Here is a 25,818-nt window from a genome sequence, read left to right on the forward strand (position 1 = left end):
ACGCACCGGGGCCGCCCGTGCGCGCCGGAGCCGTGCCGGAGGCAGGTCGCAGGCCGGTCGGGCCGACCCACGCGACGGATCAGGATTCCGCTGATTTCGTCAGCTGTGCTCGTTACCGTGTGTGCGGTGTTAGTGACGCAGGCGTTCAGGTTTGCGCTCGATCCCACGCCCGCGCAGCAGCGGGCGCTGGTCTCGCACGCGGGCGCGTCCCGGTTCGCGTGGAACTGGGGCCTGGCCGCCTGCCAGGACCGGTACGCGGCCGAGGGCAAGTGGTGGTCTGCGGCACAGATGCACAAGCGGTGGAACGCGATCAAGAAGGCCGACCCGGCGCTGGCGTGGTGGGAGGAGAACGGGACGGCGCGGATCCTGTCGGCGACCGTGGCGCGGACCGCGCACCGCTGGCACGTGTCGTTCACCGTGGAGATCGACCGCGCCGTCCCCGACCGGCATGCGCGCCCGGGGAGTACCGCCGGTATCGACCTGGGCGTCAAGACGCTGCTGACGGTGGTGGACGACCACGGCACCGTGACCGAGATCCCCGGCGCCAAAGCCCTGCACGCCGGGCTACGCAAGCTGCGGCGGCTCAGCAGGGCACACTCCCGCAAGGCCAAGGGGTCGGCCAACCGTGCCAAAGCCGCCGCACGCCTGGCCCGCCGCCACGCCCGCATCACCAACGTACGCAACGACGCCCTCCACAAGGCCACCAGCACCCTCGCCCAGCGCTACGAGACGCTCGTGGTCGAGGACCTGAACGTCACCGGGATGGTGGCCAACCGGCGGCTGGCGCGGGCGGTGGCCGATGCCGGGTTCGGGCAGGCCCGTCGGATGCTGGCCTACAAGACCGGCTGGTGCGGTGGGCGGCTGGTGGTGGCCGACCGCTGGTACCCCAGTTCCAAGACCTGTTCGGGATGCGGTGGGCGAAAGCCAAGCCTGTCGCTGTCCGAACGGACCTACCGGTGCGACGCATGCGGCCTGAACCTGGGCCGCGACGTCAACGCCGCGATCAACCTGCGTGACCTCGCCGCCAGTGGGGCGGAGAGCCGAAACGCCTGCGGAGGCGGTGTAAGACCCGGCCGCGCCGGGCGACCGCCGGTGAAACAGGAACCCGGCACCACACCTCGTGCGGGTCAGGCCGGGGCCGTCGCCGCGCAAGCGGCGACTGCCTGAACTGTATTTGCTTGACTACATTCCAGGTAACGGTTAGCGGGCAAAACGTTCGGGCAAGGGTCGTCCAGGGTCGGTACGGGCCGGGGCGCGCCCCCGGGCGGCTCGCCGGCGGCAGGTCCGCGGGTCACCGGCGGCGGGCGTCCCGTTCGATAGGCTCGGGAAGGGCAGGTCATGATCTTCACCGGGCCGCGACCGGCGGCCGGGCACGGGGCGATCGGGGTTCGCGGGCCGTTTCGCGGGCTGAACTGGGCCTGCCCCGGGCACGTAGCCGCACATATAACGAGATTTCGGTTCGAGAGGAGCCTGGCGTTCCGTGACTGGGGACATCAGCACGTTTGAATGGTCCGACCTGGACCGGCGGGCGGTGGACGTTGTCCGCGCCCTCGCCATGGACGCGGTCGAGGAGGCCGGCTCGGGCCACCCCGGGACGGCGATGAGCCTGGCGCCCGCCGCCTACCTGCTCTTCCAGCGGTTCCTTCGGCACGACCCGACGGACCCGTCCTGGGCGGGCCGCGACCGGTTCGTCCTGTCCTGCGGGCACTCGAGCCTGACGCTGTACATCCAGCTGTACCTGTCGGGCTACCCGCTGACGCTCGACGACCTCAAGTCGCTGCGCAAGTGGGGCAGCCTGACGCCGGGGCACCCCGAGCACGGGCACACCGCCGGCGTGGAGACCACCACCGGCCCGCTGGGTCAGGGCATCGCCAACGCCGTGGGCATGGCGATGGCCGCCCGCCGCGAGCGCGGCCTGTTCGACCCGGACGCCGCCCCCGGCGAGTCCCCCTTCGACCACACCATCTGGGCGTTCTGCTCCGACGGCGACATCGAGGAGGGCATCAGCCACGAGGCGTCGGCGCTGGCCGGGCACCAGAAGCTGGGCAACCTGGTGCTGCTGTACGACGACAACCACATCTCGATCGAGGACGACACCGCGATCGCGCTGTCGGAGGACGTCCGCGCCCGCTACGCCGCGTACGGCTGGGACGTCCACGAGGTCGACTGGACGGTGAACGGCGACTACGAGGAGAACGCCGCCGCGCTGGCCGCCGCGTTCGAGGCGGCGAAGGCCGAGACCGAGCGGCCCTCGTTCATCGCACTGCGCACGATCATCGGCTGGCCGGCGCCGAACAAGAAGAACACCGGCAAGATCCACGGTTCCGCGCTGGGCGCCGACGAGGTCGCCGCCACCAAGAAGGTGCTGGGCCTGGACCCGGCCAAGTCGTTCGACGTGGCCGACGACGTGCTGGCCCACGCCCGCGAGGTCGCCGACCGGGGCCGCGCGCTGCACGCCGAGTGGGACAAGTCGTACCGGGCGTGGCGCGAGGCCAACGCCGAGCGCGCCGCCGAGTTCGACCGCATCTCCGCGCGCCGGCTGCCCGACGGCTGGGCCGGCGCGGTGCCGGAGTTCGAGGCCGGCAAGGACGTCGCCACCCGCGCCGCGTCCGGGCAGGTCCTGGGCGCGCTGGCGGGCGTGCTGCCGGAGCTGTGGGGCGGCTCGGCCGACCTGGCCGAGAGCAACAACACCACGATGAAGGGCGAGCCGTCGTTCATCCCCGAGGAGTTCCAGACCAAGGAGTTCCCCGGGCACCGGTACGGCCGCACGCTGCACTTCGGCGTCCGCGAGCACGCCATGGGCGCCATCTGCAACGGCATCGCGCTGCACGGCGGGACCCGCCCGTACGGCGGGACGTTCCTGGTCTTCAGCGACTACATGCGGCCGGCGGTGCGGCTGGCGGCGCTGATGAAGCTGCCGGTGACGTTCGTGTGGACGCACGACTCCATCGGCCTGGGCGAGGACGGCCCGACGCACCAGCCGGTCGAGCACCTGTGGGCGCTGCGCGCGATCCCGGGCCTGGACGTGGTGCGTCCCGCCGACGCCAACGAGACGGCGTGGGCGTGGCGCACGATCCTGGAGCACACCGACCGCCCGGCGGGCCTGGCCCTCACCCGGCAGAAGCTGCCGACCGTGGAGCGCGGGAACGGGCTCGCCTCCGCCGAGGGCACCGCCAAGGGCGGGTACGTGCTGGCCGAGGCCGGCAACGGCCGGCCCGAGGTGATCCTGATCGCGACCGGCAGCGAGGTGTCGCTGGCGCTGGAGGCCCGCGAGTCGCTGGAGGCCGAGGGCACCCCGACCCGGGTCGTGTCGATGCCGTGCGTGGAGTGGTTCGACGCGCAGGACGACGCCTACCGGCAGCAGGTCCTGCCGCCGTCGGTGCGCGCCCGCGTGTCGGTGGAGGCCGGGATCGCGCTGGGCTGGCGGTCGTACATCGGCGACGACGGCGAGTCGGTGAGCCTGGAGCACTTCGGCGCCTCGGCCGACTACAAGACCCTGTACCAGCAGTTCGGCATCACCGCCGAGCGGGTCGTGGCCGCCGCCCACGCCAGCCTCATCAAGGCCGGTGTCCGCGGCGCCGGGCGGGGCGAGACCACCGGCAACTAGCCGCCGTACCGCGTCCGCGGCCGTTCCCCCCGCAAACTCGACGAGGAGACAGCGATGACCGAGAACCTGAACAAGCTTTCCGCCGAAGGCGTGTCCATCTGGCTCGACGACATCAGCCGGGAACGGCTGCGGACGGGCAACCTGGAGCAGCTGGTCAAGGAGCGGAACGTGGTGGGGGTCACCTCCAACCCCACCATCTTCGCCAAGGCGCTGAGCAAGGGCTCCGCCTACGACGACCAGGTCCGCGACCTGGCGGTGCGCGAGGTGGACGTCGAGGAGGCGGCCCGCGCGATCACCACCTACGACATCCGGTGGGGCTGCGACGTGCTGCGCCCGGTGTACGAGCGCACCGACCGGCTCGACGGCCGGGTGTCGATCGAGGTGGACCCGCGGCTGGCCCGCGACTCCGAGCGCACCGCCGCCGAGGCGCGGGCGCTGTGGTGGCTGGTGGACCGGCCCAACCTGTTCATCAAGATCCCGGCGACCGAGGAGGGGCTGCCGGCGATCAGCCAGGCGCTCTCCGAGGGCATCAGCGTGAACGTGACGCTGATCTTCTCGCTGGAGCGGTACGGGCAGGTCATCGACGCGTTCTTCGAGGGCCTGGAGCGGGCCCGCGAGAACGGCGTCGACCTGTCCACGATCGCGTCGGTGGCCTCGTTCTTCGTCAGCCGGGTCGACACCGAGATCGACAAGCGGCTCGACAAGATCGGGTCCGAGGCCGCCAAGGGGCTGCGGTCCAAGGCCGGGGTCGCCAACGCGCGGCTCGCGTACGCCCTGTACGAGGAGAAGTTCGGCGGCGACCGCTGGACGTCGCTCAAGAACGCCGGCGCCCGCCCGCAGCGCCCGCTGTGGGCGTCCACCGGGGTCAAGGACCCGAACCTGCCCGACACGCTGTACGTCGACCAGCTCGTCGCGCCCGGCACCGTCAACACGATGCCGGAGGCGACGCTGGACGCCGCCGCCGACCACGCCGAGGTGACCGGCGACACCGTCCGCGCCTTCTACGACGAGGCCCGCGCCCACATGGCCGCGCTCAAGGACGCCGGCGTCGACTACGACGACGTCGTCCGCGTCCTGGAGGACGAGGGCGTCGAGAAGTTCGAGGCGTCCTGGAACGAGCTGCTCGGCACCATCGCCGACGAGCTGCGCGACAAGGGCGGCGCGAAGGGCGGCCCCAAGGGCGGGGCCGCATGACGTCCGTGGTGACCGCCGGCGGGGCGTCGGTCACCCTCCGCGGCGGCGCCGTCCACGAGAGCGAGACCGTGCTGGAGCGGCTCGTCTCCGACGGCGTCCCCGGCCGGCTCGCCTCGGCGGCGCCGGGCCTGTGGGGGCCGGACGCCGCCGCGACCGCCGCCCGCCGGCTGGGCTGGCTCGACCTGCCCGCGCGCTCCCGCCCGCTGCTCGGCCGGCTGGCCGAGCTGGCGGGCGAGGCGCGCGGCGCGGGGCTCGACCGGGTCGTGCTGGCGGGCGCGGGCGGGTCCGCGCTCGCCGCCGAGGCGGTCACCCGTACCGCGGGGGTGGAGCTGACCGTCCTGGACGGCTCCGACCCGCACCAGGCCAGGGCGGCGCTGGAGGACGAGCGGCTGGCGCGCACGCTGGTCGTGGTGTCCAGCCTGAGCGGCGCCTCGGTCGAGACCGACGCGCACCGGCGGATCTTCGAGGCGGCGTTCCGCCGGGCCGGGATCACCGGTGCCGAGCTGGCCCGCCGCTTCGTCGCCGTGACCGCGCCGGGCTCGCCGCTGGAGGCGGCCGCGCGCGACGCCGGGTACCGGCTGGTGCCCGCCGACGCCGACACCGCCGGGCGGTACGCGGCGCTGGGCGCGCCCGGGCTGGTGCCGAGCGCGCTGGCGGGCGCCGACGTGGCGCGGCTGCTGGAGGAGGCGGCGGCGCTGGCGCCGGCGCTGCGCCAGCCCTACGACAACCCGGCGCTCGCGCTGGGCGCCGCGCTCGGCGCGGCGGCGCTGGCCGGCCGCGACAAGCTGGTGATCGCCGACCACGGCTCGGGGCTGGCGGGCTTCGCCGGCTGGGCCGAGCACCTGGTCGCCGAGTCGACCGGCAAGGGCGGCAGGGGCCTGCTGCCGGTGGTGGTCGAGAGCGTGGACGCGCCGGGCTTCGCGGCGGCGCCCGGCCACTGCCGGGTGCTGCTGGGCAGCCGGGCCGACGCGCCGGGGCCGGGCCGCGAGTCCGGGCTGAGCGTGGCCGGGCCGCTGGGCGCGCAGTTCCTGCTGTGGGAGTACGCGGTCGCCGTCGCGGCCCGCGTCATCGGCGTCAACCCGTTCGACGAGCCGGACGTGCGGGCCTCGCGGGAGGACACCGCCGGGCTGCTGCGCTCGGAGGACGGCGCCGGGCCGACGGTCGTCAACCGGCCGCCGGCGCTGGTGTCGGGCGCCGTGGAGGTGCACGACCCCGGCGGCATGCTGAAGGGCGCCCGCGACCTGCCGGGGGCGCTGGAGACGCTGCTGGACGCGGTCCCCGACCGCGGCTACCTGGCGGTGCTGGCGTTCCTGGACCGGTGGGGCGACCCGGACGCGGCCGGGATGCGCTCGCTGCTGGCCGACCGGGGCGCCGCCGTGCGCAAGAACCCGGTCCCGGTCACGTTCGGCTGGGCGCCACGCGGCCTGCACGCCGCCGGCCAGTACCACAAGGGCGGTCCGAGCGGCGGGGTGTTCCTGCAGATCACCGGTGAGGTCGCCGCCGACGTCGCGGTGCCGGGCCGGCCGTACACGCTCGGCGAGCTCCAGCGCGCGCAGGCGTACGGCGACATGCGGACGCTGCGCTCGATCGGGCGCCCGGTCGTGCGGCTGCATCTGCGTGACCGCGTCGACGGGCTCGCCCAGCTGACCAAGGCGCTCACCTCCTGAGACGTGCCGGGGGCGGCGCGCGGCGGGGCGGAATCGGCGCGCGGAATCTCACGTTGCGGAACCAGAAGATCGCGGAGAAGGTCGCGGACGCCCGTTCAATCCTGGAACGATAGGGAGCCGGGGGAGGAAGCCAGGAGGGACGGGTGTCCGGATTCGACGTACTGACGCGCGGCGACGTGCTCGACTCGGCGCTGCAGGCGCGCGACTACCTGGTGAGCTGCGGCGTGCCGAGCGCGCTGGCCGCCAAGGACCCGCGGCTGTGGGGGCGGCGGACGGTCGACCACAGCCGGCTGGGCTGGCTCGACCTGCCGTACGCCTCCCGCGGGCTGCTCGACCAGATCGAGGGGCTGATCTCGGAGGTCCGCTACTCCGGACTCGACCACATCGTGCTGATCGGGCTGGGCGCGGAGAGCATGGCCGCCGAGGCGATCATGGCGGCGCAGCCCGCCGGGTCCGCGGCCGGTGAGCTGACCGTCCTCGACGGCGGCGACACCGCCGCGCTGGGCCGGGCGCTGCGCCGGCTCGACCGCACGCTGGTGGTGCTGTCCAGCAAGTCCGGCGTGTCGCTGGAGGGCGACGCGTACCGGCGGATCTTCTCCGACGCGTTCCGCCGGCACGGGCTGTCCGAGCGGGAGATCTCCGGGCGGTTCCTGGTCATCACCGACCACGGCAGCCCGCTGCACGACTTCGCCCGGCAGAGCGGGTTCCGGATCGGCCTCACCGACCCGTACCTGCCCGGCCACTACAGCGCGCTGTCGGCGTACGGGCTGGTGCCCTCGGTGCTGGCGGGCGCCGACGCGCTCGGGCTGCTGGAGGAGGCGGCGACGCTGGCGCCGTCGCTGGGCAAGGACGACGACAACCCCGGGCTGCTGCTGGGAGCGATCCTCGGCGGCTGCGCGCAGCGGGGCGAGGACGGCGTCGCCCGCGACAAGCTGGTGCTGCGCGAGCCGGGCGGGTCCGGCGCGCTGCCGGCGTGGATCTCGCACCTGCTGTCGGTCGGCACCGGCAAGCGCGGCCGCGGCGTGCTGGTGTTCGACCCGCCGGGCGTGCCCGAGGCGGACCTCGGCGACGCGCACGAGATCGCGATCAACCCGCGGGACGCGCAGAACGAGGCCGACACCTCGCTGTGGGCGCCGCTGGGCGCGCAGTTCCTGCTCTGGGAGTACGCGGCCGCGGTGACCGGCTGGCTGCTGGGCGTGAACCCGTTCGAGCCCGGCAGCACGGTGGTGCAGGAGGCCGAGGACGACGCGGCGACGCTGCTGCGGATGGCCGCCGGCGGCCCGCTCCCCGACGAGCCGCCCGTCCTGGTCGACGGCGACATCGAGGTGCACACCGACCTGGCGTGGCCGGCCGGCGCCGGGATGGGCGGCCGGGACGTGCCGGGGGTGCTGGACGTGCTGCTGGCCTCGGTCCCGGACGACGGCTACCTGTCGATCGTGACCTACCTGTCGGGCGACTTCTCCGGCCGCTACCTCGCGCCCGCGCTGGCCCGCCGCCGGGGCCGCCCGGTGTCGTACGGGCCGGGCCCGGGGCACCTGCACGCCACCGGCGCGGTGCACAAGGACGGGCCGGGGACCGGCGCGTTCCTGATCGTGAGCGGTGAGCCGCCGGCGGGCGACGCGTTCGCCGACCTGCCGGTGCCGGGCCGCCCGTACACGCTGGGCCAGGTGCGGCTGGCGCGGGCGATGGCCGAGGTCCGCGCGCTGCGCCGGCGCGGGCTGCCGGTCGTCCGGCTGCACCTCCGCGATCCGGTGGCGGGCGCGGGCCGGCTCACCGAGGCGGTACGGACGGCGGCGCGCGCGTGACGACCTACACGGCGGTCGTCTCCGGGAAGGCGTCCATCACGGCTCGCGGCCCGATCCGCGAGGCCGCCGAGCGCATGCTGGGCCGGCTGTGGATCGATCAGATCCCGGTCCGGCTGGCGTCGGAGGATCCGTCGCTGTTCCCGTCGGCCGTGCGGGCCGGGCAGGACGGCCGGCAGCTGTGCTGGCCCGGCCAGCCGGGTCCGACCCGCGCGCTGCTGGACCGGATCGCCGAGCTGCGCGCCGCGGCGGAGGCCGACGGGCTGACCGAGGTGGCGCTGCTGGGGCGCGGCGCCCCGGCCCGCGCCGCCGAGCTGGTCTTCCGGCACTTCGCCGCGCTGCACGCGGCGGCGGAGGCAGCGGCGGCGGCGGAGAAGCCCGCGCCGGCCGCGCCTTCCGGTTCCGGCGACGCGGACGGCGGCGAGGACGGCGGGAGCGGCGCGGACGGGATCGACGTCCCGCCCGGCGCCGCCGCGGCCGTCGGCGCGTTCGAGACGGCGTCCTGGCCCGCCGAGCCGCCGCGCGGGCCGGGCGGCATGTCGCTGACCGTGCTGGACGGCCTGGAGCCGGGCCCGCTGCTGCGGGCGGCCGGCGACCGGGAGCGGCTGCGCCGCACGCTGGTCGTGGTCACGGGCAACGACCAGGCCACCGACACGCTGCGGCGGGTCTTCGTCCAGCTGTTCCAGGACCTGGACCTCGGCCCGGAGGAGATCGCGCGGCGGTTCGTGGTGGTGACCGCCCCGGGCGGCGTGCCGGCGAAGAAGGCCGCCGACGCCGGGCATCCGCTGATCGAGGCGCCCGAGGCGACCGCGTTCGGGGCGCTGTCGCCGTACGCGCTGGTTCCGGCCGGCCTGGCGGGCGCCGACGTGGCGGCGCTGCTGGACGGCGCGGCGCGCGTGCTGCCGTCGCTGACCCGCCCGGAGAACAACCCCGGCCTGGTGCTGGGCGCCATCCTGGGCGGCGCGGCCCGCTCGGGCCGGGAGACGATGGTGCTCGGCGGCTATCCGGCCGCGGAGCTCGCCGGGTCCGCCGACTCGGCCGGACCCGGCACGGCCGACTGGATCGCGCCGCTGCTGGCGGAGGCGACCGGCGGGCGGCTGCTGCCGGTGGTGCAGCACGGCGGGCTGCCGGTGGTCCCCGACGACGACCTGTTCCTGGTGACGCTGGAGGGGCGGCCGCGGCAGGACGACGCGACCGTGTCCGGGCCGCTGCCCGCGCAGCTCGTCCTGTGGGAGTACGCCGCCGCCGTGGCCGCGCACCTGCTCGACATCGACCCGCTGCGGGCGCCCGAGCGCGACCCCGCCGAGTCGGCGCCCGACCCGGTGATGTTCGCCGAGGGGGACCCCGGGCAGGCCGTGGAGGTGCACACCGCCGACCCCGCGTTCGCCGCGGCGGCCGACCTGGCCGCGCTGCTGGACGCGGTGGTGCGGCGGGCCGCCTCCGACGGGCATCTGGCGATCGTCGCGCACCTGGACCCCGACCCCGAGCGCGGGCAGGGCGCCCAGGTCAGGCGGCTGGCCGCGGTGCTGGCCGCGCGCTGCGCCCGGCCCGTGACGATCAGCTGGGGCCACCGTTACCCCGCGATCGGGAATGATCACCGGGAGAAGGGCGTATACCTGGTGGTGACCGGGAACGTGGTCCACGACGTACCGGTTCCGGGCCGGCACCAGCGGCTGGGCCCGCTGCAGGTGGCGCGCGCCCTCGGCGAGGCCCGCGCCGCGGCGCGCGGTGGCCGGCCCGTGGTCCGGCTGCACCTGCAGGACCGCTGGGCGGGGCTGGCCCGGCTGCTGGACTCCGCCCGGGGAGGGCCATGAGCTCGCCGTCACGAGTTCCCGCCCGGCCGCCCGGCGAGGCGGCCGGATGAGACATCACAGACGTATGACTTGTCGCATAGGGACGACTTGCATAGGGACGCCACAGTGGGCAGGAACGGTCCACGACGTGGTGCTAGAAGAGGGGGCCGTCACGTGACCAAGACACCCAATCCGCTCCGGGATCCCCGGGACAAGCGGCTTCCGAGGGTGGCGGGCCCGTGCGTGCTGGTGCTTTTCGGGGTGACCGGAGACCTGTCGCGCAAGAAGCTGCTGCCGGCCATCTACGACCTGGCCAACCGCGGTCTGCTGCCGCCGGGGTTCTCGCTGGTGGGCTTCGCCCGGCGCGACTGGGATCACCAGGACTTCCGGCAGATCGCGTACGAGTCGGTCAAGCAGCACGCGCGGACGCCGTTCCGCGAGGACGTCTGGACGCACCTGTCGGAGGGCATGCACTTCGTGCCCGGCGAGTTCCACGACCCGGGGGCGTTCGACGCGCTGGCGATGGCGGTCAAGGAGCTGGACGAGAGCCGCGGGACGGGCGGCAACTACGCGTTCTATCTGTCGATCCCGCCCAAGTTCTTCCCGCAGGTGGTGGAGCAGCTGCAGCGCAGCGGGCTGGCCGAGCACGACGAGGGCTCCTGGCGCCGGGTCGTGGTGGAGAAGCCGTTCGGCCACGACCTGGCCAGCGCCAAGGACCTGAACGACACCGTGCACCGCGTCTTCCCCGAGGAGTCGATCTTCCGGATCGACCACTACCTCGGCAAGGAGACGGTGCAGAACATCCTCGCGCTGCGGTTCGCCAACACGATGTTCGAGCCGATCTGGAACCGGTCGTACGTCGACCACGTGCAGATCACGATGGCCGAGGACATCGGCATCGGCGGCCGGGCCGGCTACTACGACGGCATCGGCGCCGCCCGCGACGTGATCCAGAACCACCTGCTCCAGCTGCTGGCCCTGACGGCGATGGAGGAGCCGACGTCGTTCAGCGCGGAGGCGGTCCGCGCCGAGAAGGCCAAGATCCTCTCGTCGGTGCGGGTGCCGGGCGAGCTCGACCTGGCCACCGCGCGCGGGCAGTACGCGGCGGGCTGGCAGGGCGGCGTGAGCGTCCAGGGCTACCTGGAGGAGGAGGGCATCCCCCAGAGCTCCCGGACCGAGACGTACGCCGCCGTCAAGCTGGAGATCGACAACCGGCGCTGGGCCGGGGTGCCGTTCTACCTGCGCACCGGCAAGCGGCTCAGCCGGCGGGTGACCGAGGTGGCGCTGGTGTTCCAGCAGGCGCCGCACCTGCCGTTCTCGCAGACCGACACCGAGGAGCTGGGCGAGAACGCGCTGGTCATGCGGGTCCAGCCGGACGAGGGCATCACGGTGCGGTTCGGCTCCAAGGTGCCCGGCACCTCGATGGAGATCCGCGACGTCAACATGGACTTCGCCTACGGCGAGTCGTTCACCGAGTCCTCCCCCGAGGCGTACGAGCGGCTGCTGCTGGACGTGCTGATCGGCGATCCGCCGCTGTTCCCCCGCCAGGAGGAGGTCGAGCTGTCCTGGAAGATCCTCGACCCGATCGAGGAGCACTGGGCGGCGCAGGGCGCGGTCGAGCAGTACAAGTCCGGCGGGTACGGCCCTGACGGCGCCGACGAGCTGATGGCCCGCGACGGCCGCGCATGGAGGCGACTCTAAGTTGAACATCGATCTCACCAACACCAGCACCCGCCGCATCCAGGACGCGCTGACGCAGGCCCGGCACCTGATGGGCGGCCCGGCCGTGGGCATGGTGCTGACCCTGATCATCGTGACCGACGAGTCGGCGCAGTACGACGCCGTGCGGGCGGCGACCGAGGCGGCCCGCGAGCACCCGTGCCGGGTGCTGACGGTGATCTCCCGGGACTCGCGGGGCAACTCGTCCCGGCTGGACGCCGAGATCCGGATGGGCGAGACCGGGCCCGGCGAGACCGTGCTGCTGCGCATGTACGGGCCGCTGGCGCTGCACGCCGACTCGGTGGTGGTGCCGCTGCTGATGCCCGACACGCCCGTGGTGACGTGGTGGCCGGGCGGCAAGGTGCCGCCGGCGCCGAGCGAGGACCCGCTGGGGCGGCTGGCGCAGCGGCGGGTCACCGACGCGTACGCGGCGCGCGACCGGCTGGGCACGCTGGCCCGGCTGGCCAACGCGTACAAGCCGGGCGACACCGACTTCACCTGGACCCGGCTGACCTCGTGGCGGTCGCTGCTGGCGGCGGCGCTCGACCAGGACCACGACGAGGTCGTGTCGGGCGAGGTCGCGGCCGAGGCCGACAGCCCGAGCGCCGAGCTGCTGGCCTCCTGGCTGTCGGTGCGGCTCGGGGTGCCGGTGTCGCGGGTGGTGTCCGAGGGGCCGGGGATCACCGGCGTCCGGCTGACGACGGTCGCCGGCGACATCGCCGTCTCTCGGCCGGACGGCCGGGTGGCGACCCTGTCGCGGCCCGACCAGCCCGACCGGCAGGTGTCGCTGATGCGGCGCCCGCTGCCCGACCTGCTGGCCGAGGAGCTGCGCCGGCTGGACCCGGACGAGGTGTACCACGACGCGGCCGCGCGCTTCGCCAAGGACCTGTCCGCGGTCGTCGAGCGGCCCGGCCACCCGGACGCGGTGTCGGCGCCCGAGGCGGCGGAGGCCGGGGTGGCGGACGCCGGGGCGGCGGCCGAGGCGCGGCACGAGGGCGAGCGGAAGTGACGCCGCCGTCCGTCCTGGTCCACCGCGACCAGGAGCTGCTGGCCAAGGCCGCGGCGGCGCGGCTGGTCACCCGCGTGGTGGACGTGCAGGCGGCGCGCGGTGCCGCGTCCGTCGTCCTCACCGGCGGCGGGGTGGGCACGGCCGTGCTCGCCGAGCTGGCCGCCAACGGCGCGCGCGACGCGATCGACTGGTCGCGGCTGGACATCTGGTGGGGCGACGAGCGGTTCCTGCCGGCCGGCGACCCCGAGCGCAACGAGACCGGGGCGCGCGAGGCGCTGCTCGACCACGTGGGCGCCGACCCGGCGCGGGTGCACCCGATGCCGGCCACCGACGGGCCGGACGGCGCCGATCCGGAGGCGGCGGCGGCCCGCTACGCGGCGGAGCTGCGCGCGGCGGCCCGGCCCGAGGACCACGGGCCGGTGCCGTCGTTCGACATCCTGATGCTCGGCATGGGGCCGGACGCGCACGTGGCGTCGCTGTTCCCGGAGATGCCGGCGCTGTACGACGAGCGCGCGGTGGTGGCGGTGCGCGGCGCGCCCAAGCCGCCGCCGACGCGGATCTCGCTGACGCTGCCGTCGATCCAGGCCGCGCAGGAGGTCTGGGTGCTGGCGGCGGGCGAAGGCAAGGCCGACGCGGTCCGGATGGGGCTGTCGGGCGCCGGCCCGGTGCAGGTCCCGGTCGCGGGCGCGCGCGGCCGGCACCGGACGCTGTTCCTGCTCGACCGGGCGGCCGCCGCGCAGCTGCCGCCGGGCATCCAGCGCATCGCCTCGCCCTGACGGTTCCCGCGCTCGGCCCCGCCCGCCCGGCATAGTCTGGCGGGCGGGGGAAAGCCCTTCCGCAGGGTGAGACTCCGAGCGTTGAGGAGGATCCGAAGTGCTCATGGGCCGGGCGATCACGTCAGGCAGGGTCGGAGCGGACAGGATCGGAACGAACGGCGCCGGGCCCGCGCGGGTCGGGCGCCATCGGCTGAGAGCGGCCGCGGCGGCGGGCTGCGCGGTGGTCGTCGTCGCCGCCGGGTGCTCGGCCGGCGGCGACGGCGGGGGCGGGGACGGCTCCCGCGCCGGGAAGGTGGCCGTCACCCCGGCGAACGGCGCCCGCGAGGTGGCCCCGGACCAGCCGGTGACGGTGAAGGCGGACGGCGGGAAGCTGACGAGCGTCACGGTCGCGGACGCGAAGGGCCGCAAGGCCGAGGGCAGGCTGGCCGATGACGGCGCGTCCTGGCGGACGACCTGGGGCCTGCGGCCGGCGACGGCGTACACCGTCACCGCCAAGGGCGAGGCGGACGGCGGCGAGCCGATGACGGCGACGTCCACGTTCACCACGCTGACCCCGAAGCAGAGGCTGGAGAGCGGCATGTCGCCGCTGGAGGGCGAGAAGGTCGGCGTCGGGATGCCGATCCAGCTGCTGCTGAGCCGGCCGGTGCCCACCAAGGAGGGCAAGGCCGCGATCGAGCGGTCGCTCCAGGTCCGGATGTCCACGCCGGTGGAGGGCGCCTGGTACTGGATCAGCGACAAGGAGGTCGACTTCCGGCCCCGCGAGTACTGGCCGCCCGGGCAGAAGGTCCAGGTCGTCGCGCGTCTCGCCGGGGTGAAGGCGGGCGAGGGCCTGTACGGCATGAAGGACCGCACGCTGAACTTCAGCGTCGGCCCGAAGCACGTCACCCGGATCGACGCGAAGAAGTACCGGGCGACGGTCACCGACGGGGACCGGACCGTGCGGACGATGAAGGTCAGCCTCGGCAAGCCCGGCGACGACAGCTACTCCGGCTCGATGATCGCGCAGGAGAAGCAGGCGAAGATGGTCATGGACTCGGCCACCACCGGGAACCCGGGCGAGTACCGGACGCCGACCAAGTGGAACGTCCGGATGACCTACAGCGGCACGTTCATCCACTCGGCGCCCTGGTCGACCGGCTCGCAGGGCAGCGCCAACGTCAGCCACGGCTGCGTGAACGCCTCCCCCGGCGACGCCAAGTGGTTCTACGACTTCACCAACCGCGGCGACGTCATCGAGGTCCGCGGGACGACGCGGAAGCTGGAGTTCGGGAACGGCCCGACGCCGTGGGCCAAGTCGTGGGAGGACTGGGTCGCGGGCGGCGCCCTCGGCAAGCCCGTGCAGGGCCTGCCCCTTGGCTGACGTACCGACCAAAGTCGGCGGCGGCACCGACCCGCGGCCGATGCCGGGCCCGCCGGGGCTGGATAGCGTGGGGGCCGTGAGGCTCCGCGGGCTCTTCCTGATGCGCGAGGCGAGCATCGCGGTGCTGGCCGCGGCGCTCGGCCTGCTCGTCCTGGAGGGCGCCCGGCAGACCTATCCCCACCCCAAGGAGATCCACCTCGCCCGGGACCTGGTGATCGGGGCGGTCGCCTGCGCGGTGCTGGTGCTGTTCCGGCGGCGCTGGCCGGTGCGGATCTGCCTGCTCCTGACGGCCGCGGGCCTGTTCGCCTCCTCGGCCTGGGGCGCCACCGCGATGTCGGTGTTCACCGTGGCGGTCAACAGCGGCTGGCGGGCCACGGCCGCGGTGACCTCGCTCAACCTGTCGTTCATCGCGGTCACGTTCCTGTCGGTGCCGTCGCTCACCAGGCAGGAGCGGATCGAGTCGCTGATCGTGTTCCCGCTCGGGTACGCGGTCCTGATCAGCACCGGGCTGCTGATCCGGTCCCGGGCGCAGCTGATCGAGTCGCTGAAGGAGCGCGCCCGGCAGGCCGAGGAGGGCCAGCGGCTGCGCGTGGAGGAGGCCCGCCATCTGGAGCGCGAGCGGATCGCCCGGGAGATGCACGACGTGCTGGCGCACCGGATCTCGCTGCTCGCGGTGCACGCCGGGGCGCTGGAGTTCCACGCCGACGCGCCGGCCGACCAGCGCGAGGCCGCGGGGGTGATCCGCCGCAGCGCGTACGAGGCGATGGAGGACCTGCGCGAGGTCCTCGGCGTCCTGCGCGCGCCGCCGCCCGCCCCCGGCGGGCCGGGCGAGCCCGGCGCCGCGGGCGCCGACCGGCCGCAGCCGACGCTCGCCGACGTCCCGGCGCTGGTCCAGGAGTCCCGGCGGACCGGGGCCCAGGTCACGCTGGACGACCGCGTGCCCGATCCCGGCGCGGTCCCGGCCCGGATCGGGCGGCACGCGTACCGGATCGTCCAGGAGGGCCTCACCAACGCGCGCAAGCACGCGCCGGGCGCCCGCGTCCATGTGGCGATCGGGCCCGCCGAGGGCGGGGGCCTGGACATCGAGATCGTCAACCTGCTGCCGCCGGGCCCGGCGCGGGCGCTGGGCCTGCCGGGCGCGGGCGCGGGGCTGCTGGGCCTGCGCGAGCGGGTCGACATCCTCGGCGGCACGCTGGAGCACGGCCGCACCGGTGACGGCCGCTTCCGCCTCCACGCCCGCCTCCCGGCCCGCCCCGAACCCGCCGACCCGCACTGAGCCCGGCCCGCGCTCGGACCGGCCCGCACCGGGCGGGGAAACGGAACGCTCAGGGCCGTCCAAGGTCGTTTTCAGGGTCCCGCCAGGCGCGCCCGGCACGCTCTGCGGGCATGACACACGACGCCCACCACTCCGGCCCGTCCGGCCGCTCCCACCGGCCGGTCTTCGTCATCGGCTGCCCGCGTTCCGGGACGACCCTGCTCCAGCAGATGCTGCACTGCCATCCGCGCAGCGCGATGCCGTCGGAGACGAGGTTCGTGCACGCCGCCTACGAGGAGCGGCACGCCTTCGGCGCCCTGGAGGACGCGGCGAACCGGCGGGAGCTGGGCGAGTGGATCACCGGCCGGAAGGCGACCAAGTTCGCCGTGCTGGGGCTGGACGCGGGCCTGGTCACCGAGGAGATCGCCGCCGGGCCGCCGACGCTCGGCTCGGCGCTGGCGACCGTATTCCGGGCGTACGCGCGCGAGCACGGCAAGGAGCGGTGGAGCGACAAGCGGCCGAGCTACTTCCGCCGCGTCCCGATGCTGCGGAGGATGTTCCCGGACGCGCAGTTCGTCCATCTCGTCCGGGACGGGCGGGACGCGATCGGGTCGCTGAAGGGCATGCCGTGGTACAAGGGCGACGTCGTCAGCGCCGCGCTGACCTGGCGGGAGGCTGGAAGCGCACGGGTACGAGCCGTCCGGCGCGCCGCGACCGCCCGCCGCGCAGCTCGTGCGCTTCCACCGGGGCGCGGCGCACCGCCACCGCGTCCGGCGGCGCCGGGCCGTCGAGGAGCGGCTGGCCCGCACCCGCGAGCCCAACCCGGTCGTCTCGCTGCTGCACGGGTCGGCGCTGCGCGCGCCCGCGCCCGGACGGTGATCGGGGCTCAGTAGGGTGGCGGGATGGACTCCCCCATCCGGGTGCTGATCGTGGACGACGACGCGCTGGTGCGCGCCGGCCTGTCGATGATGCTGGCCGCCGCCGACGACCTGGCGGTCGTGGCCGACGTCGCCGACGGGACCGAGGTGCTGCCCGCGGTGAACGAGCACCGTCCCGACGTGGTGCTGATGGACATCCGGATGCCGCGGCTGGACGGGCTGGCCGCCACCGAGCGGCTGCGCGCCCGCCGCGAGCCGCCCGAGATCATCATCCTGACCACGTTCGACACCGACGACCACATCCTGCGCGCGATGCGGGCCGGGGCCAGCGGCTTCCTGCTCAAGCACACCCCGCCGCCGGAGATCATCCGGGCGATCCGGCAGGTCGCGGCGGGCGAGCCGATGATCTCGCCGGAGGTGCTGCGGCGGATGATGACCTACGTCGCGGGCACCGGCGTCGACCCGCGCCGGGAGCGCGCCCGCGCGCTGCTGGACCGGCTGAGCGAGGGCGAGCGGGCGGTGGCGACGCTGGTGGGACGGGGCCGTACCAACAGCGAGATCGGCAGGGAGCTGTCGCTGAGCGTGGCGACCGTCAAGGCGTACGTGTCGCGGATGCTCACCAAGCTGGAGCTCAACAACCGGGTCCAGATCGCGCTGCTCGTGCACGACGCGAGCGGCGGCGAGGACGCGGCCGCCGGCGCCTGATCCGGTCGGCCCGGGGGAGTCGACTTCGGTCGCCGCGTCCTCGACCATCGGCCGACGCGCCGTCCCCGGCCGGCCCGGCAGCCTGAAGGCATGATCGATGTCGTACAGCTGACCAAACGCTACCGGGAGGTCACCGCGGTCGACGCGGTGTCGTTCCGCTGCGAGCCGGGGACCGTCACCGGCTTCCTCGGCCCGAACGGCGCGGGCAAGTCGACCACGATGCGGATGATCTGCGGGCTGACCCCGCCGAGCGCGGGCGGGGCGACCGTGCTGGGCGTCCCGTACGCCCGGATCGCCAACCCCGGCCGGCACGTCGGCGTGCTGCTGGACGCCGCCGCCATGCACCCGGGCCGGACCGGCCGCGAGACGCTGGGCCTGGCCGCCCACGTCCTCGGGGTCGAGCAGGCGCGGGCGGCGGAGATGCTCGAACGCGTCGGCCTGCCGGCCAAGGCGGCCCGCCGCCGCGTCGGCGGCTACTCGCTGGGGATGCGGCAGCGGCTGGGGATCGCCCAGGCGCTGATCGGCGACCCGGGCGTGCTGATCCTGGACGAGCCCGCCAACGGCCTGGACCCCGAGGGCATCTTCTGGATGCGGACGCTGCTGCGCGAGTTCGCCGACCGCGGCGGGACGGTGCTGCTGTCGTCCCACCTGCTGCGCGAGGTCGAGGCGGTCGCCGACCGGTTCGTGGTGATCTCCGGCGGCCGGATCGCCGCCCAGGGCACCAAGGCGGAGCTGCTGACCGCGCCGGGCGGGGTGCTGGTGCGCGGCCTGGACGCCGCCGCGCTGCACGCCGCGCTCGCGGCCGCGGGGCTGACGGCGCGTCCCGAGGGGGCGGGGGCCTTCACGGTGGACGCGCCGGCCGAGGCCGTGGGCCGCGCCGCGGCGGCGGCCGGGGTCGTGCTGACCGAGCTGCGCCAGGCGGGCGGGGGCGGCCTGGAGGAGCTGTTCCTGTCCCTGACCGCCGGGGCGCCCGCCGTCCCGGCCGCCGTTCCCGTACCGGCCGAGGAGGCCCTCAAGTGACCATGACCGCTCCCGCGCCGGCCGTCCTCACCGAGCCGGCCCGGCCCTCGGCGGCGCGGCTGACGGCCGTCGAGCTGCGCAAGATGACCGACACCCGTTCCGGCCGAGGGCTGCTGATCATCATCGCGCTGTCGACGGTGGCGCTGATGCCGGTGATCGTCTTCACCGTTCCGGAGCAGGACCAGACGCTGCTGGAGATGCTGGTCGCCACCCAGGCCGGGGTGTCGCTGCTGCTGCCGGTCATCGGCATCCTGGCGGTGACCAGCGAATGGTCGCAGCGGACGGCGCTGACGACGTTCGCCCTGGTCCCCGGCCGGTTCCGGGTGCTCGGCGCCAAGGCGGCGGCCACCGGCCTGCTGGCCACCGCGTTCCTGGTGATCGGGCTGGCCGTGGCCGCCGCGACCCGCGCGCTCGGCGGCGCGTTCGGCCGCTCGGCCGGCGACTGGTCGATCCCGCCGGCGCGGCTCGGCGGGCTGCTCGTCTTCTCGCTCGCGATGGTCTTCATGGGCCTCGCGTTCGGGCTGCTGCTGCAGAGCCCCGCGCTGTCGATCGTGCTGTTCTTCGTCGTCCCCACGCTGTGGTCGACGCTGAACGAGCTGGTCAAGAAGCTGCAGAAGCCCGCCGAGTGGCTGGACGCCAACCGCACGCTGGCCGTCCTGTCGGACCCGGCCGCGGGCACCGCCACCGCCGGCGAGTGGGCCAGGATCGGCGTGTCGCTGGCGGTGTGGCTGCTCCTCCCGCTGGTCATCGGCCTGTTCCGGCTGTCCCGCCGGGAGGTGAAGTGAGCGGGACGTTCCTCAGCGGCAGCGCAGCGGCCAGCCCGGCGAGGGCCACCGGGAGCGCGGTGAGGAAGAGCACCTGGAACGCCTCGGCGCCCGCCTGCGCGACGCCGTCCCGTACCGGACCCGGCAGCGTGCTCAGGAACTGGAGCCCGCCTGCTGTCCCGCTTCGTCGGCTCCGGAGACGCCTGACACGCCCGTTCGGCATGCTTTCGGAGCCGTGCCGGGGTGTACGGCTCCAACGCCGCCGCCCGCCCGCTCGGCGGCCAGGAGATCCTGAGCCGGCTCGTCCCGCGAGCGGAAGCCGGAGCGGTTCCGGCGGGCGCCGCGGCTCTGGCGGATGAGCGACACAGCGTGAGCGGGGTGCACCAAATGTGGCATTCCGGTGGCGGTGGGTCAGGTGTGCCAGGACAATGCCGCGCATGTCTCGTTCACATGATCGTTTCGCGACGCGACGGCGCGTCCTCCGCCCCGAGACGACGGTCGAGCATGTCGACGAGTTCGCCAAGGGCTTCCAGTGGCCGATGGTCAGCGTCACCGAACGCGACCGGGAGGCCGGAACCGATGGCGAGGTCGTCTGGCAGGCCGACGGGCACACGCTCGGCAAGCGCACTCTCAAGACCGGCTCGCTCCGCTACGTGCAGGACGCGATGTTCGGCATCGGATACATCTACCTCACCGGCGATCCGCAGAACGTCGTCGAGACGCTGGCGTCGACGGCGGACCAGACGCTGCGGCCCTGGACCGTCCCGGACCTCTGCCAGGCCCTCGACCAGTCGGCCGACCCGCGCTCGCGGGGGCAGGCGGTGCTGCGGCTGGGCCTGGCGGCGCCGGGCAAGCCGGACCGGCACGTGTCCGAGCGGATCGGCGCGGCGCTCGCGGACGGGGACGCGCGGGTGCGCTACGCCTCGGTGTTCGCCGCCTCGTACACGGGCTACCGCGACCTCCTCCCCCACCTGCGGGCCATCGCGGAGCGGGACGCCGAGGAGTTCCTGCGGGAACGCGCCGCGACCGCCCTGCGCGCCATGGACGGCGTCAAGGTCTAGGACGTTCCGCGGCCGGTGAACGTCACAGGCCGATGAGGAGCAGCCCGGCCAGGAACGAGGCCGCGTTGGCCGCCACCGCGACGCCGGCCAGGTCCCGGCCGCGCCGCCGCAGCAGCGCGTACAGGATCGCCGCCTCGGTCAGCCAGGCGGCGATCTCGACAGGGAGCAGAACGATCTCGTACCCTCCGTGGAACCGCGCCGCCGCGCCCAGCGTCAGCCACACGACAGGATGCGTCACCAGGTTGATCCCGGCGGCCATCGCCAGGGCCGCCGCGGCGCGGACGCCGAGCAGGGCGCGCAGCGCGACGGCGTACACCGGGAGTTCGACGGCCAGGGTCAGGGCGAGCGCGGCCGGGTAGCCGGTCACGGGACGAGGGGGACGGTCATCGCCGCCGAAGTGCTGCCGGGCGGGCGGGCGTTCGCCGCGGCGACGCCGCGCACGCTGATCGCCGCCTTCTGCGTGGTGGCGGGGGCGGCACTGGTGGCCGCGCTGCGGCTGCCCGCCACGGTGACGGTCCTCGGCCTGGCCATGTTCGGCATTCTGCACAACGTGCTGGAGATCCGGTACGTGTCGGGGCGGTTCGCCGCGATCCTCACCGGCCGCTTCCTCGGTCTCCTGGTCGTCCTCATCACCGGGATCATGCTGTGCCGGCTGGTGCCGATGCTCTCCTGGTCGGCGCCCGCCGAGATCCTGCTCGGCTACTCCGTGCTCGCCGTGGCGTGCTGGTGGGGCCTGCGCCGCCGCGTTCCGCTGCTCGTGGCGGCTCTCGCGTTCCTGGGCCTGGCCGCGGCCGGCTCGCTGGCGTTCCCCGCGTACCACTTCGTCTTCCTGACGCACCTGCACAATGTCGTACCGCTGTTCTTCCTGTGGGAATGGGCGCGGGAGCTGCGTGAAGGCCGCGCCGCGTTCCGGGCTACGCACGTCGCCTGGGTGCTGATCGTCCCGGCGCTGATCCTCGCGGGGACGTTCGACGCCTGGTTCGGCGGCGACCAGAACGGGGCCGCCGCGGCGTTCGCGGGCGGCGGGGAGCGGCTGATGGCCGCCTACACCCCGCCCGCCTGGCTGGACACGGCGCTCGCGCTGCGGCTGCTGGTGGTCTTCGCGTTCCTGCAGACGATGCACTACGTGGTCTGGGTGTGGTTCATGCCCCGCTACGCGCGTCCCGCCACGGAACGGTTCGAGCAGCGCGCCGGAGCCCTGCGCGGCCGCCGCGCCTGGCTGCTGGGCCTGGCCGGCGGGGCCCTGCTCGCCGTCCTCTTCGCCACCGACTACGCGGGCGGCAAGACGCTGTACGGTGCCGTCGCGAGTTACCACGCCTATCTGGAATTCCCCGTACTGCTGGCCCTCCTGGCGGGCGCGGGCGATCTGACGGGAGAACGCGAATGACCGGAATCCTGGCCGACGTGGCGCGCGAGAACGACGCACCAGGCTGGCTCCTCCTCGTCGCCGTGGCCGTCGCCCTGGCCGCCCTGATCGCGGCCGTGCTCTTCCTCATCCGCAACCGCGACCGCTGACCCGGGAAGGCGGCGCGCACTCCGGACGTTGACGTGGTCGTGCCATGAAGATCATCGGCACCGTCCGCCGCACGATCCAGTCTGGAGCAACGATGCCCGAGATCATCAACCCCGAGGGCCTGCACGACCCCGCCCGGTTCGGTTACAGCCACGTCGCCCGCGCGTCGGGGGAACTGGTGTTCATCGCGGGCCAGTACGCCTCCGACGGCGACGGCCATGTCACCTCGGACGACTTCGCCGAGCAGGTCGAACGTTCCTTCGCCAACCTCGGCACCGCGCTCGCCGCCGCGGGCCTGGGCTACGCGGACGTGGTGCAGCTCCGCACGTTCATCGTCGGCCACGACGAGACCAAGCTGGGGATCCTGGGCGAGCGGATCGCGGCGATCTGGGGGACCCGGCCGCCCACGCAGACCCTCAACGGCGTCGCGGCGCTCGCGCTCCCGGACATGCTCTTCGAGGTGGACGCGGTGGCGGTCGCCGGCGACTGACCCCGTCTCTCAGTCGGAGTTGGGCCACACCAGGACGCCGGGCCCGTCGGGCGTCGCCACCGGCACCCACGCCTCGTCGGCGTCCGGCATCCGGTTCTCGTCGAGGCGCAGCGGGTGCGGCTCCTCGTTCTCCCCGTCGCATGCCCAGTAGGGGATGGCTTCGACGGCCTCGCGCAGCGTGCGGCGCTCCTCGTCGCGCCACGCGTGGTTCCACGTCCCGGCGCCGCGGAAGTGCTTCTCGAACAGCCTCCGGAGCGCGTCCAGGGCACCGGGCCCGTGCACCGGGACGAGGAAGCCCTCCAGCTCGCCCTGGCGGCAGGCGGTCCCGCCGTACTGCTGCTGGTAGACGACGCCGGTCGGCGCTTCGACGATCACGTGCAGCCGGTACCCGCCCGTGCCGCCGGGATCGAGGAACACGTACCGTCCGTAGCCCATGCCGCCACTCTCCCGGGCGGCCGGCCCCGCCCTCAACCGGGATCCGCCGTGGCGCCCCCGTAGCGGCGCGCCACCTCGTGGAACGCCTCCTTCGGCTCCCAGCCGGGAGCGTCGGCGGCCTGCTTGACCACGCCGAACCCGGCCATGTCCAGGTCATGGCGCGGATCGGGGTGATGGGGGAAATCGGGCATGGAGAACGTGAACACGAACGCGCCGTGGACGCCCTCCGCCGCGTACACGTCGAGGAGTTCGCCCAGGTAGCCGGCCTGCGTGCGCTCGTTCCGCACGTGACCGTCCTTCACCCGGGGCGGGTCGGCGAACCAGTTCACGATCAGGAACGAGGCCGGCCCCCGCAACTCCGCGCCCTCGTGCGCACCGCACCCGAACTCCGTGATGACGACCGGCTTGCCGCTCTCCCGTACCAGCGCCCGCAGCCGTTCCCGGTAGGCCGCGAGGTCGCCGCCCTGGCGGTAGAGGTTGACGCCCACCACGTCGAAGCCGTCCCAGTCGACGCGCTCCCACGCGCCCGCCGCGTACGTGACCGGTCCCTCGAACGCCCGGCGCGCCACCGCGAGCGCGGCGGCGAGCAGCACGTTGAGCTTCCGCGTGATGCGCCGGTCGAACAGGCGCCTCAGCCGCGGCCGCACCAGCACCTGGAGGCGGACGAAGACGCGCGGCCCCGGGAGCATGCCCGGGGACGTCAGCGAGAACTCGGTACCGACCAGCAGCGTGACCCGGCCCGGGAACTCGGCGCGCAGCTTCTCGGCGCCCGCGGCCGTCTCCGCCAGATGGGCGAGCAGCGCGCTGCGCGGACGGTCGGGCAGGTAGGGCCGGATGTAGACGTCCAGCCCGATCTCCAGGGCGTACCGCGCGGCCTCCATCTGCCGCGCGGTGTCCGTCCCGATCAGCATCACCGTCGTGCAGTGCAGGCCCTCGGCGATGGCGCGCAGATCCCGGCGCACGCCCTCGGCCGGTCTCTCGTCGACCGTGTACGAGATCCCCTTGACGTCCACGCTCGCATCCCCTCCGCCGGACCGGCCACCCGAGATCACACGGTACGAGCGCCCGTCCCGCCCCGGCACCCGTCGCCCGGCTATTCCGGATAGACCAAAGTCGGGCCGGCCCGCCATCGATGATTCCGGCCGTCCCCGCCGGTCTGCCTCCCTGTACGGACCTGCGCACGGAAGGACCGGGATGAGGGATCTGATCGTCACCGAGAACATCACGCTCGACGGGGTCATCGACGCCTCGGAAGGCTGGTTCAGCGTGGCCGACGACCGGGAGGCCGACCAGTCGGATCTGGTCGGGGCGCTCCGGGAGCAGAGCGCGGCGGCCGACGCCGTGCTGTTCGGGCGCGTGACGTTCGAGGACATGCGCGGCTACTGGCCGCACCGGACCGGCGATCCGAGCGGCGTCAGCGACTACCTCGGGAAGGTCGCCAAGTACGTCGTCTCCGGCACACTGCGCGACCCGCAATGGGAGAACAGCACCGTGCTGAGCGGAGATCTGAGCGAAGAGATCCGTGCGCTGAAGGCGCGGCCGGGCCGGGACATCGTCACCACCGGCAGCATCACGCTCGTCCACGGCCTCATGGCGGCCGGCCTGGTCGACGAATACCGGCTGTTCGTCTATCCGGTGGTCCTGGGCCACGGCGCCCGGCTCTTCACCGACGACGCCGCAACGCACGAGCTGCGCATGGTGGAGGCCCGCCCGTTCCGCAACGGCGTCGTCCTCCTCCGCTACCGAACGACCTGATCCGGCGGCCGTCCCTAGGGCGAGGGAAAGCCGATGATGTCGAGGGGTTCGGCCAGACCGGCCAGGCTGGCGTCGGGGTTGAGGCGCCGGACGAGTTCCGGGTCGAGCGGGCGGTGCTCGAAGACGTGCCTCACGTCCGCCGGGTCGACAGGGTGGCCGAAGTAGTCGGAGGCATATCCGCAGTAGGCGTCCGGGGTGCCGTCGGCGAGGAGATGGAACAGCCAGGACGCGCCGTCCGGGTCGTCTCCGGCGCGGCGGCCGGTGGGGAACTCGATGTCGCCCGTCTGCCAGGCCGGTTGGTCATGGCGGCGCCACAGGCACACGGTGGCGGCCAGGAACGGCCCCGCGCCGCCGTCATCGCAGAAGGCCGGTTCGCTCACCCATTCCGCGAACTCCCGGGGAACCGCTTCGATCAGCCCCGGCCAGGTGCGGTAGTTCTCGTCGCCGTAAGGGCTCATCACCGATTCATGATCGAAGCCCCGGACGAACGCGCCGGCGGCGGTGAAGACGATCGAGTACTCGTCCCCGCCGCCGTTGTCCATCGAGGCCAGTTCCGCATCCGGACCCCAACGCCGATCGAAACCGTAGGTACCGTCCCCGCCGTCGCTCAAGATCGCGTCCAGCACGGCGAAGGACCGGCTCAGCCTCCGGACCGCCGCGATCGACGGGAGCCGGGCTGCAAGCTCAAATGCGGTCATCCCGCCATCCAACGAGTCCCCACCGACAGTCCTGATGGACGCGGACCTCCCCCAGAGGCCGGAGGTGATCAGGCGGTCGACCCGTTCAGCGCAGGTCGAGGACCCCTGCCTTGATCCGCCCGACGAGGACACCCCACGCCCCGCGCGAGAACGCGAGCGTCCCGCCGTCCGGATCCTTGGAGTCACGCGCGGCCATGCCGCGATCGGCGTCCAGCGGCGCGATCTGCACGCACTGCTGGCCTTGTCCTCCACTGTGGCTGCTGGTGCGCCACGAGAGGTGGGAGAGATGCCGCTCGCTCATGCTCGGACACTCCTTT

25 protein-coding genes are annotated in these 25,818 nt (G+C 74.1%); 20 read left to right on the forward strand and 5 right to left on the reverse strand.

Annotated elements, in window-relative coordinates; all coding sequences use genetic code 11:
* Positions 1 to 132: 132 nt before the first annotated feature.
* The 16 genes from ACA361_RS31700 (at position 133) to ACA361_RS31775 (ending at position 20,610) form a co-directional block, all read left to right on the forward strand.
* A complete protein-coding gene (locus ACA361_RS31700; RefSeq protein WP_375018109.1) occupies positions 133 to 1,167 on the forward strand; it encodes an RNA-guided endonuclease InsQ/TnpB family protein in 1,035 nt (344 codons plus the stop codon).
* A gap of 313 nt (positions 1,168 to 1,480) precedes the next feature.
* Entirely contained in the window at positions 1,481 to 3,607 is a 2,127-nt protein-coding gene (gene tkt, locus ACA361_RS31705) for a transketolase (RefSeq protein WP_375018110.1), read from the forward strand.
* A 54-nt stretch (positions 3,608 to 3,661) separates the two neighbouring features.
* A complete protein-coding gene (gene tal, locus ACA361_RS31710; RefSeq protein ID WP_375018112.1) occupies positions 3,662 to 4,801 on the forward strand; it encodes a transaldolase in 1,140 nt (379 codons plus the stop codon).
* Positions 4,798 to 6,468, forward strand: a complete 1,671-nt coding sequence (locus tag ACA361_RS31715; RefSeq protein WP_375018114.1) for a glucose-6-phosphate isomerase — start codon at positions 4,798 to 4,800, stop codon at positions 6,466 to 6,468. The genes tal and ACA361_RS31715 overlap by 4 nt, the downstream gene beginning before the upstream one ends.
* A 143-nt stretch (positions 6,469 to 6,611) precedes the next feature.
* Positions 6,612 to 8,273 (forward strand): phosphoheptose isomerase, encoded by a 1,662-nt coding sequence (locus tag ACA361_RS31720; RefSeq protein WP_375018115.1) that lies wholly within the window; start codon positions 6,612 to 6,614, stop codon positions 8,271 to 8,273.
* Positions 8,270 to 10,084, forward strand: a complete 1,815-nt coding sequence (locus ACA361_RS31725; RefSeq protein WP_375018117.1) for a hypothetical protein — start codon at positions 8,270 to 8,272, stop codon at positions 10,082 to 10,084. The genes ACA361_RS31720 and ACA361_RS31725 overlap by 4 nt, the downstream gene beginning before the upstream one ends.
* A 153-nt stretch (positions 10,085 to 10,237) precedes the next feature.
* Positions 10,238 to 11,764: a glucose-6-phosphate dehydrogenase gene (gene zwf, locus ACA361_RS31730; RefSeq protein ID WP_375018119.1), complete on the forward strand. Its 1,527-nt coding sequence runs from the start codon at positions 10,238 to 10,240 to the stop codon at positions 11,762 to 11,764.
* 1 nt (position 11,765) lies between these two features.
* On the forward strand, positions 11,766 to 12,791 hold the full coding sequence (locus tag ACA361_RS31735; protein ID WP_375018120.1) for a glucose-6-phosphate dehydrogenase assembly protein OpcA: 1,026 nt from the start codon (positions 11,766 to 11,768) through the stop codon (positions 12,789 to 12,791).
* The gene (gene pgl, locus ACA361_RS31740; RefSeq protein ID WP_375018122.1) at positions 12,788 to 13,567 is read left to right on the forward strand and encodes a 6-phosphogluconolactonase; all 780 of its coding nucleotides are present in this window, start codon (positions 12,788 to 12,790) and stop codon (positions 13,565 to 13,567) included. Before ACA361_RS31735 ends, pgl begins: the two co-directional genes overlap by 4 nt.
* Positions 13,568 to 13,670: 103 nt before the next feature.
* The gene (locus tag ACA361_RS31745; protein WP_375018273.1) at positions 13,671 to 14,927 is read left to right on the forward strand and encodes an Ig-like domain-containing protein; all 1,257 of its coding nucleotides are present in this window, start codon (positions 13,671 to 13,673) and stop codon (positions 14,925 to 14,927) included.
* A 76-nt stretch (positions 14,928 to 15,003) separates the two neighbouring features.
* On the forward strand, positions 15,004 to 16,203 hold the full coding sequence (locus tag ACA361_RS31750; RefSeq protein ID WP_375018124.1) for a sensor histidine kinase: 1,200 nt from the start codon (positions 15,004 to 15,006) through the stop codon (positions 16,201 to 16,203).
* A gap of 110 nt (positions 16,204 to 16,313) precedes the next feature.
* Positions 16,314 to 17,075 (forward strand): sulfotransferase, encoded by a 762-nt coding sequence (locus tag ACA361_RS31755; RefSeq protein ID WP_375018126.1) that lies wholly within the window; start codon positions 16,314 to 16,316, stop codon positions 17,073 to 17,075.
* A 9-nt stretch (positions 17,076 to 17,084) separates the two neighbouring features.
* On the forward strand, positions 17,085 to 17,765 hold the full coding sequence (locus tag ACA361_RS31760) for a response regulator (RefSeq protein ID WP_375018128.1): 681 nt from the start codon (positions 17,085 to 17,087) through the stop codon (positions 17,763 to 17,765).
* A 90-nt stretch (positions 17,766 to 17,855) separates the two neighbouring features.
* Positions 17,856 to 18,785 carry an ABC transporter ATP-binding protein gene (locus ACA361_RS31765; RefSeq protein ID WP_375018130.1) on the forward strand — a complete coding sequence of 310 codons (930 nt, stop codon included), beginning with the start codon at positions 17,856 to 17,858 and terminating at the stop codon, positions 18,783 to 18,785.
* A 2-nt stretch (positions 18,786 to 18,787) separates the two neighbouring features.
* Positions 18,788 to 19,570 carry an ABC transporter permease gene (locus ACA361_RS31770; protein WP_375018275.1) on the forward strand — a complete coding sequence of 261 codons (783 nt, stop codon included), beginning with the start codon at positions 18,788 to 18,790 and terminating at the stop codon, positions 19,568 to 19,570.
* 416 nt (positions 19,571 to 19,986) lie between these two features.
* Positions 19,987 to 20,610, forward strand: a complete 624-nt coding sequence (locus ACA361_RS31775) for a HEAT repeat domain-containing protein (RefSeq protein ID WP_375018132.1) — start codon at positions 19,987 to 19,989, stop codon at positions 20,608 to 20,610.
* 22 nt (positions 20,611 to 20,632) lie between these two features.
* On the opposite strand, the gene ACA361_RS31780 is transcribed toward ACA361_RS31775, so the two are convergent.
* The gene (locus ACA361_RS31780; RefSeq protein ID WP_375018134.1) at positions 20,633 to 20,977 is read right to left on the reverse strand and encodes a hypothetical protein; all 345 of its coding nucleotides are present in this window, start codon (positions 20,975 to 20,977) and stop codon (positions 20,633 to 20,635) included.
* A 30-nt stretch (positions 20,978 to 21,007) separates the two neighbouring features.
* Between ACA361_RS31780 and ACA361_RS31785 the strand changes: the two genes are divergently transcribed.
* The 3 genes from ACA361_RS31785 to ACA361_RS31795 are packed head-to-tail and all read left to right on the forward strand — an operon-like array spanning position 21,008 to position 22,613.
* Positions 21,008 to 21,997: a hypothetical protein gene (locus ACA361_RS31785; protein WP_375018136.1), complete on the forward strand. Its 990-nt coding sequence runs from the start codon at positions 21,008 to 21,010 to the stop codon at positions 21,995 to 21,997.
* On the forward strand, positions 21,994 to 22,125 hold the full coding sequence (locus tag ACA361_RS31790; protein ID WP_375018138.1) for a hypothetical protein: 132 nt from the start codon (positions 21,994 to 21,996) through the stop codon (positions 22,123 to 22,125). The genes ACA361_RS31785 and ACA361_RS31790 overlap by 4 nt, the downstream gene beginning before the upstream one ends.
* 44 nt (positions 22,126 to 22,169) lie before the next feature.
* Positions 22,170 to 22,613, forward strand: coding sequence for a RidA family protein (locus ACA361_RS31795; RefSeq protein ID WP_375018140.1), 444 nt, complete (start codon positions 22,170 to 22,172; stop codon positions 22,611 to 22,613).
* A gap of 9 nt (positions 22,614 to 22,622) precedes the next feature.
* On the opposite strand, the gene ACA361_RS31800 is transcribed toward ACA361_RS31795, so the two are convergent.
* Positions 22,623 to 23,048, reverse strand: a complete 426-nt coding sequence (locus tag ACA361_RS31800; RefSeq protein WP_375018142.1) for a DUF6210 family protein — start codon at positions 23,046 to 23,048, stop codon at positions 22,623 to 22,625.
* Positions 23,049 to 23,080: 32 nt separating this feature from the next.
* On the reverse strand, positions 23,081 to 24,061 hold the full coding sequence (locus ACA361_RS31805) for a hypothetical protein (protein ID WP_375018144.1): 981 nt from the start codon (positions 24,059 to 24,061) through the stop codon (positions 23,081 to 23,083).
* 181 nt (positions 24,062 to 24,242) lie between these two features.
* Here ACA361_RS31805 and ACA361_RS31810 point away from each other — a divergent pair, with 181 nt between their 5' ends.
* Positions 24,243 to 24,803 carry a dihydrofolate reductase family protein gene (locus ACA361_RS31810; protein WP_375018145.1) on the forward strand — a complete coding sequence of 187 codons (561 nt, stop codon included), beginning with the start codon at positions 24,243 to 24,245 and terminating at the stop codon, positions 24,801 to 24,803.
* A gap of 14 nt (positions 24,804 to 24,817) precedes the next feature.
* Here the strand turns inward: ACA361_RS31810 and ACA361_RS31815 are convergent, their stop codons facing one another.
* Together ACA361_RS31815 and ACA361_RS31820 are read right to left on the reverse strand one after the other, a co-directional pair.
* Positions 24,818 to 25,429 carry a hypothetical protein gene (locus ACA361_RS31815; protein WP_375018147.1) on the reverse strand — a complete coding sequence of 204 codons (612 nt, stop codon included), beginning with the start codon at positions 25,427 to 25,429 and terminating at the stop codon, positions 24,818 to 24,820.
* Between the two features lie 157 nt (positions 25,430 to 25,586).
* Positions 25,587 to 25,802, reverse strand: coding sequence for a DUF397 domain-containing protein (locus ACA361_RS31820; protein ID WP_375018149.1), 216 nt, complete (start codon positions 25,800 to 25,802; stop codon positions 25,587 to 25,589).
* Positions 25,803 to 25,818 lie beyond the last annotated feature (16 nt).

The sequence above is a fragment of the Actinomadura sp. 21ATH genome (genome assembly GCF_041951345.1).
Classification (GTDB): domain Bacteria; phylum Actinomycetota; class Actinomycetes; order Streptosporangiales; family Streptosporangiaceae; genus Spirillospora.

Excerpts from the sequence above, each read along its gene's own strand:
- tal (WP_375018112.1), top strand. The coding sequence starts at position 3,662 with ATGACCGAGAACCTGAACAAGCTTTCCGCCGAAGGCGTGTCCATCTGG.
- ACA361_RS31715 (WP_375018114.1), top strand. The coding sequence starts at position 4,798 with ATGACGTCCGTGGTGACCGCCGGCGGGGCGTCGGTCACCCTCCGCGGC.
- ACA361_RS31745 (WP_375018273.1), top strand. The coding sequence starts at position 13,671 with ATGGGCCGGGCGATCACGTCAGGCAGGGTCGGAGCGGACAGGATCGGA.
- ACA361_RS31755 (WP_375018126.1), top strand. The coding sequence starts at position 16,314 with ATGACACACGACGCCCACCACTCCGGCCCGTCCGGCCGCTCCCACCGG.
- ACA361_RS31760 (WP_375018128.1), top strand. The coding sequence starts at position 17,085 with ATGGACTCCCCCATCCGGGTGCTGATCGTGGACGACGACGCGCTGGTG.
- ACA361_RS31765 (WP_375018130.1), top strand. The coding sequence starts at position 17,856 with ATGATCGATGTCGTACAGCTGACCAAACGCTACCGGGAGGTCACCGCG.
- ACA361_RS31770 (WP_375018275.1), top strand. The coding sequence starts at position 18,788 with ATGACCGCTCCCGCGCCGGCCGTCCTCACCGAGCCGGCCCGGCCCTCG.
- ACA361_RS31775 (WP_375018132.1), top strand. The coding sequence starts at position 19,987 with ATGTCTCGTTCACATGATCGTTTCGCGACGCGACGGCGCGTCCTCCGC.
- ACA361_RS31790 (WP_375018138.1), top strand. The coding sequence starts at position 21,994 with ATGACCGGAATCCTGGCCGACGTGGCGCGCGAGAACGACGCACCAGGC.
- ACA361_RS31795 (WP_375018140.1), top strand. The coding sequence starts at position 22,170 with ATGAAGATCATCGGCACCGTCCGCCGCACGATCCAGTCTGGAGCAACG.
- ACA361_RS31800 (WP_375018142.1), bottom strand. The coding sequence starts at position 23,048 with ATGGGCTACGGACGGTACGTGTTCCTCGATCCCGGCGGCACGGGCGGG.
- ACA361_RS31810 (WP_375018145.1), top strand. The coding sequence starts at position 24,243 with ATGAGGGATCTGATCGTCACCGAGAACATCACGCTCGACGGGGTCATC.
- ACA361_RS31820 (WP_375018149.1), bottom strand. The coding sequence starts at position 25,802 with ATGAGCGAGCGGCATCTCTCCCACCTCTCGTGGCGCACCAGCAGCCAC.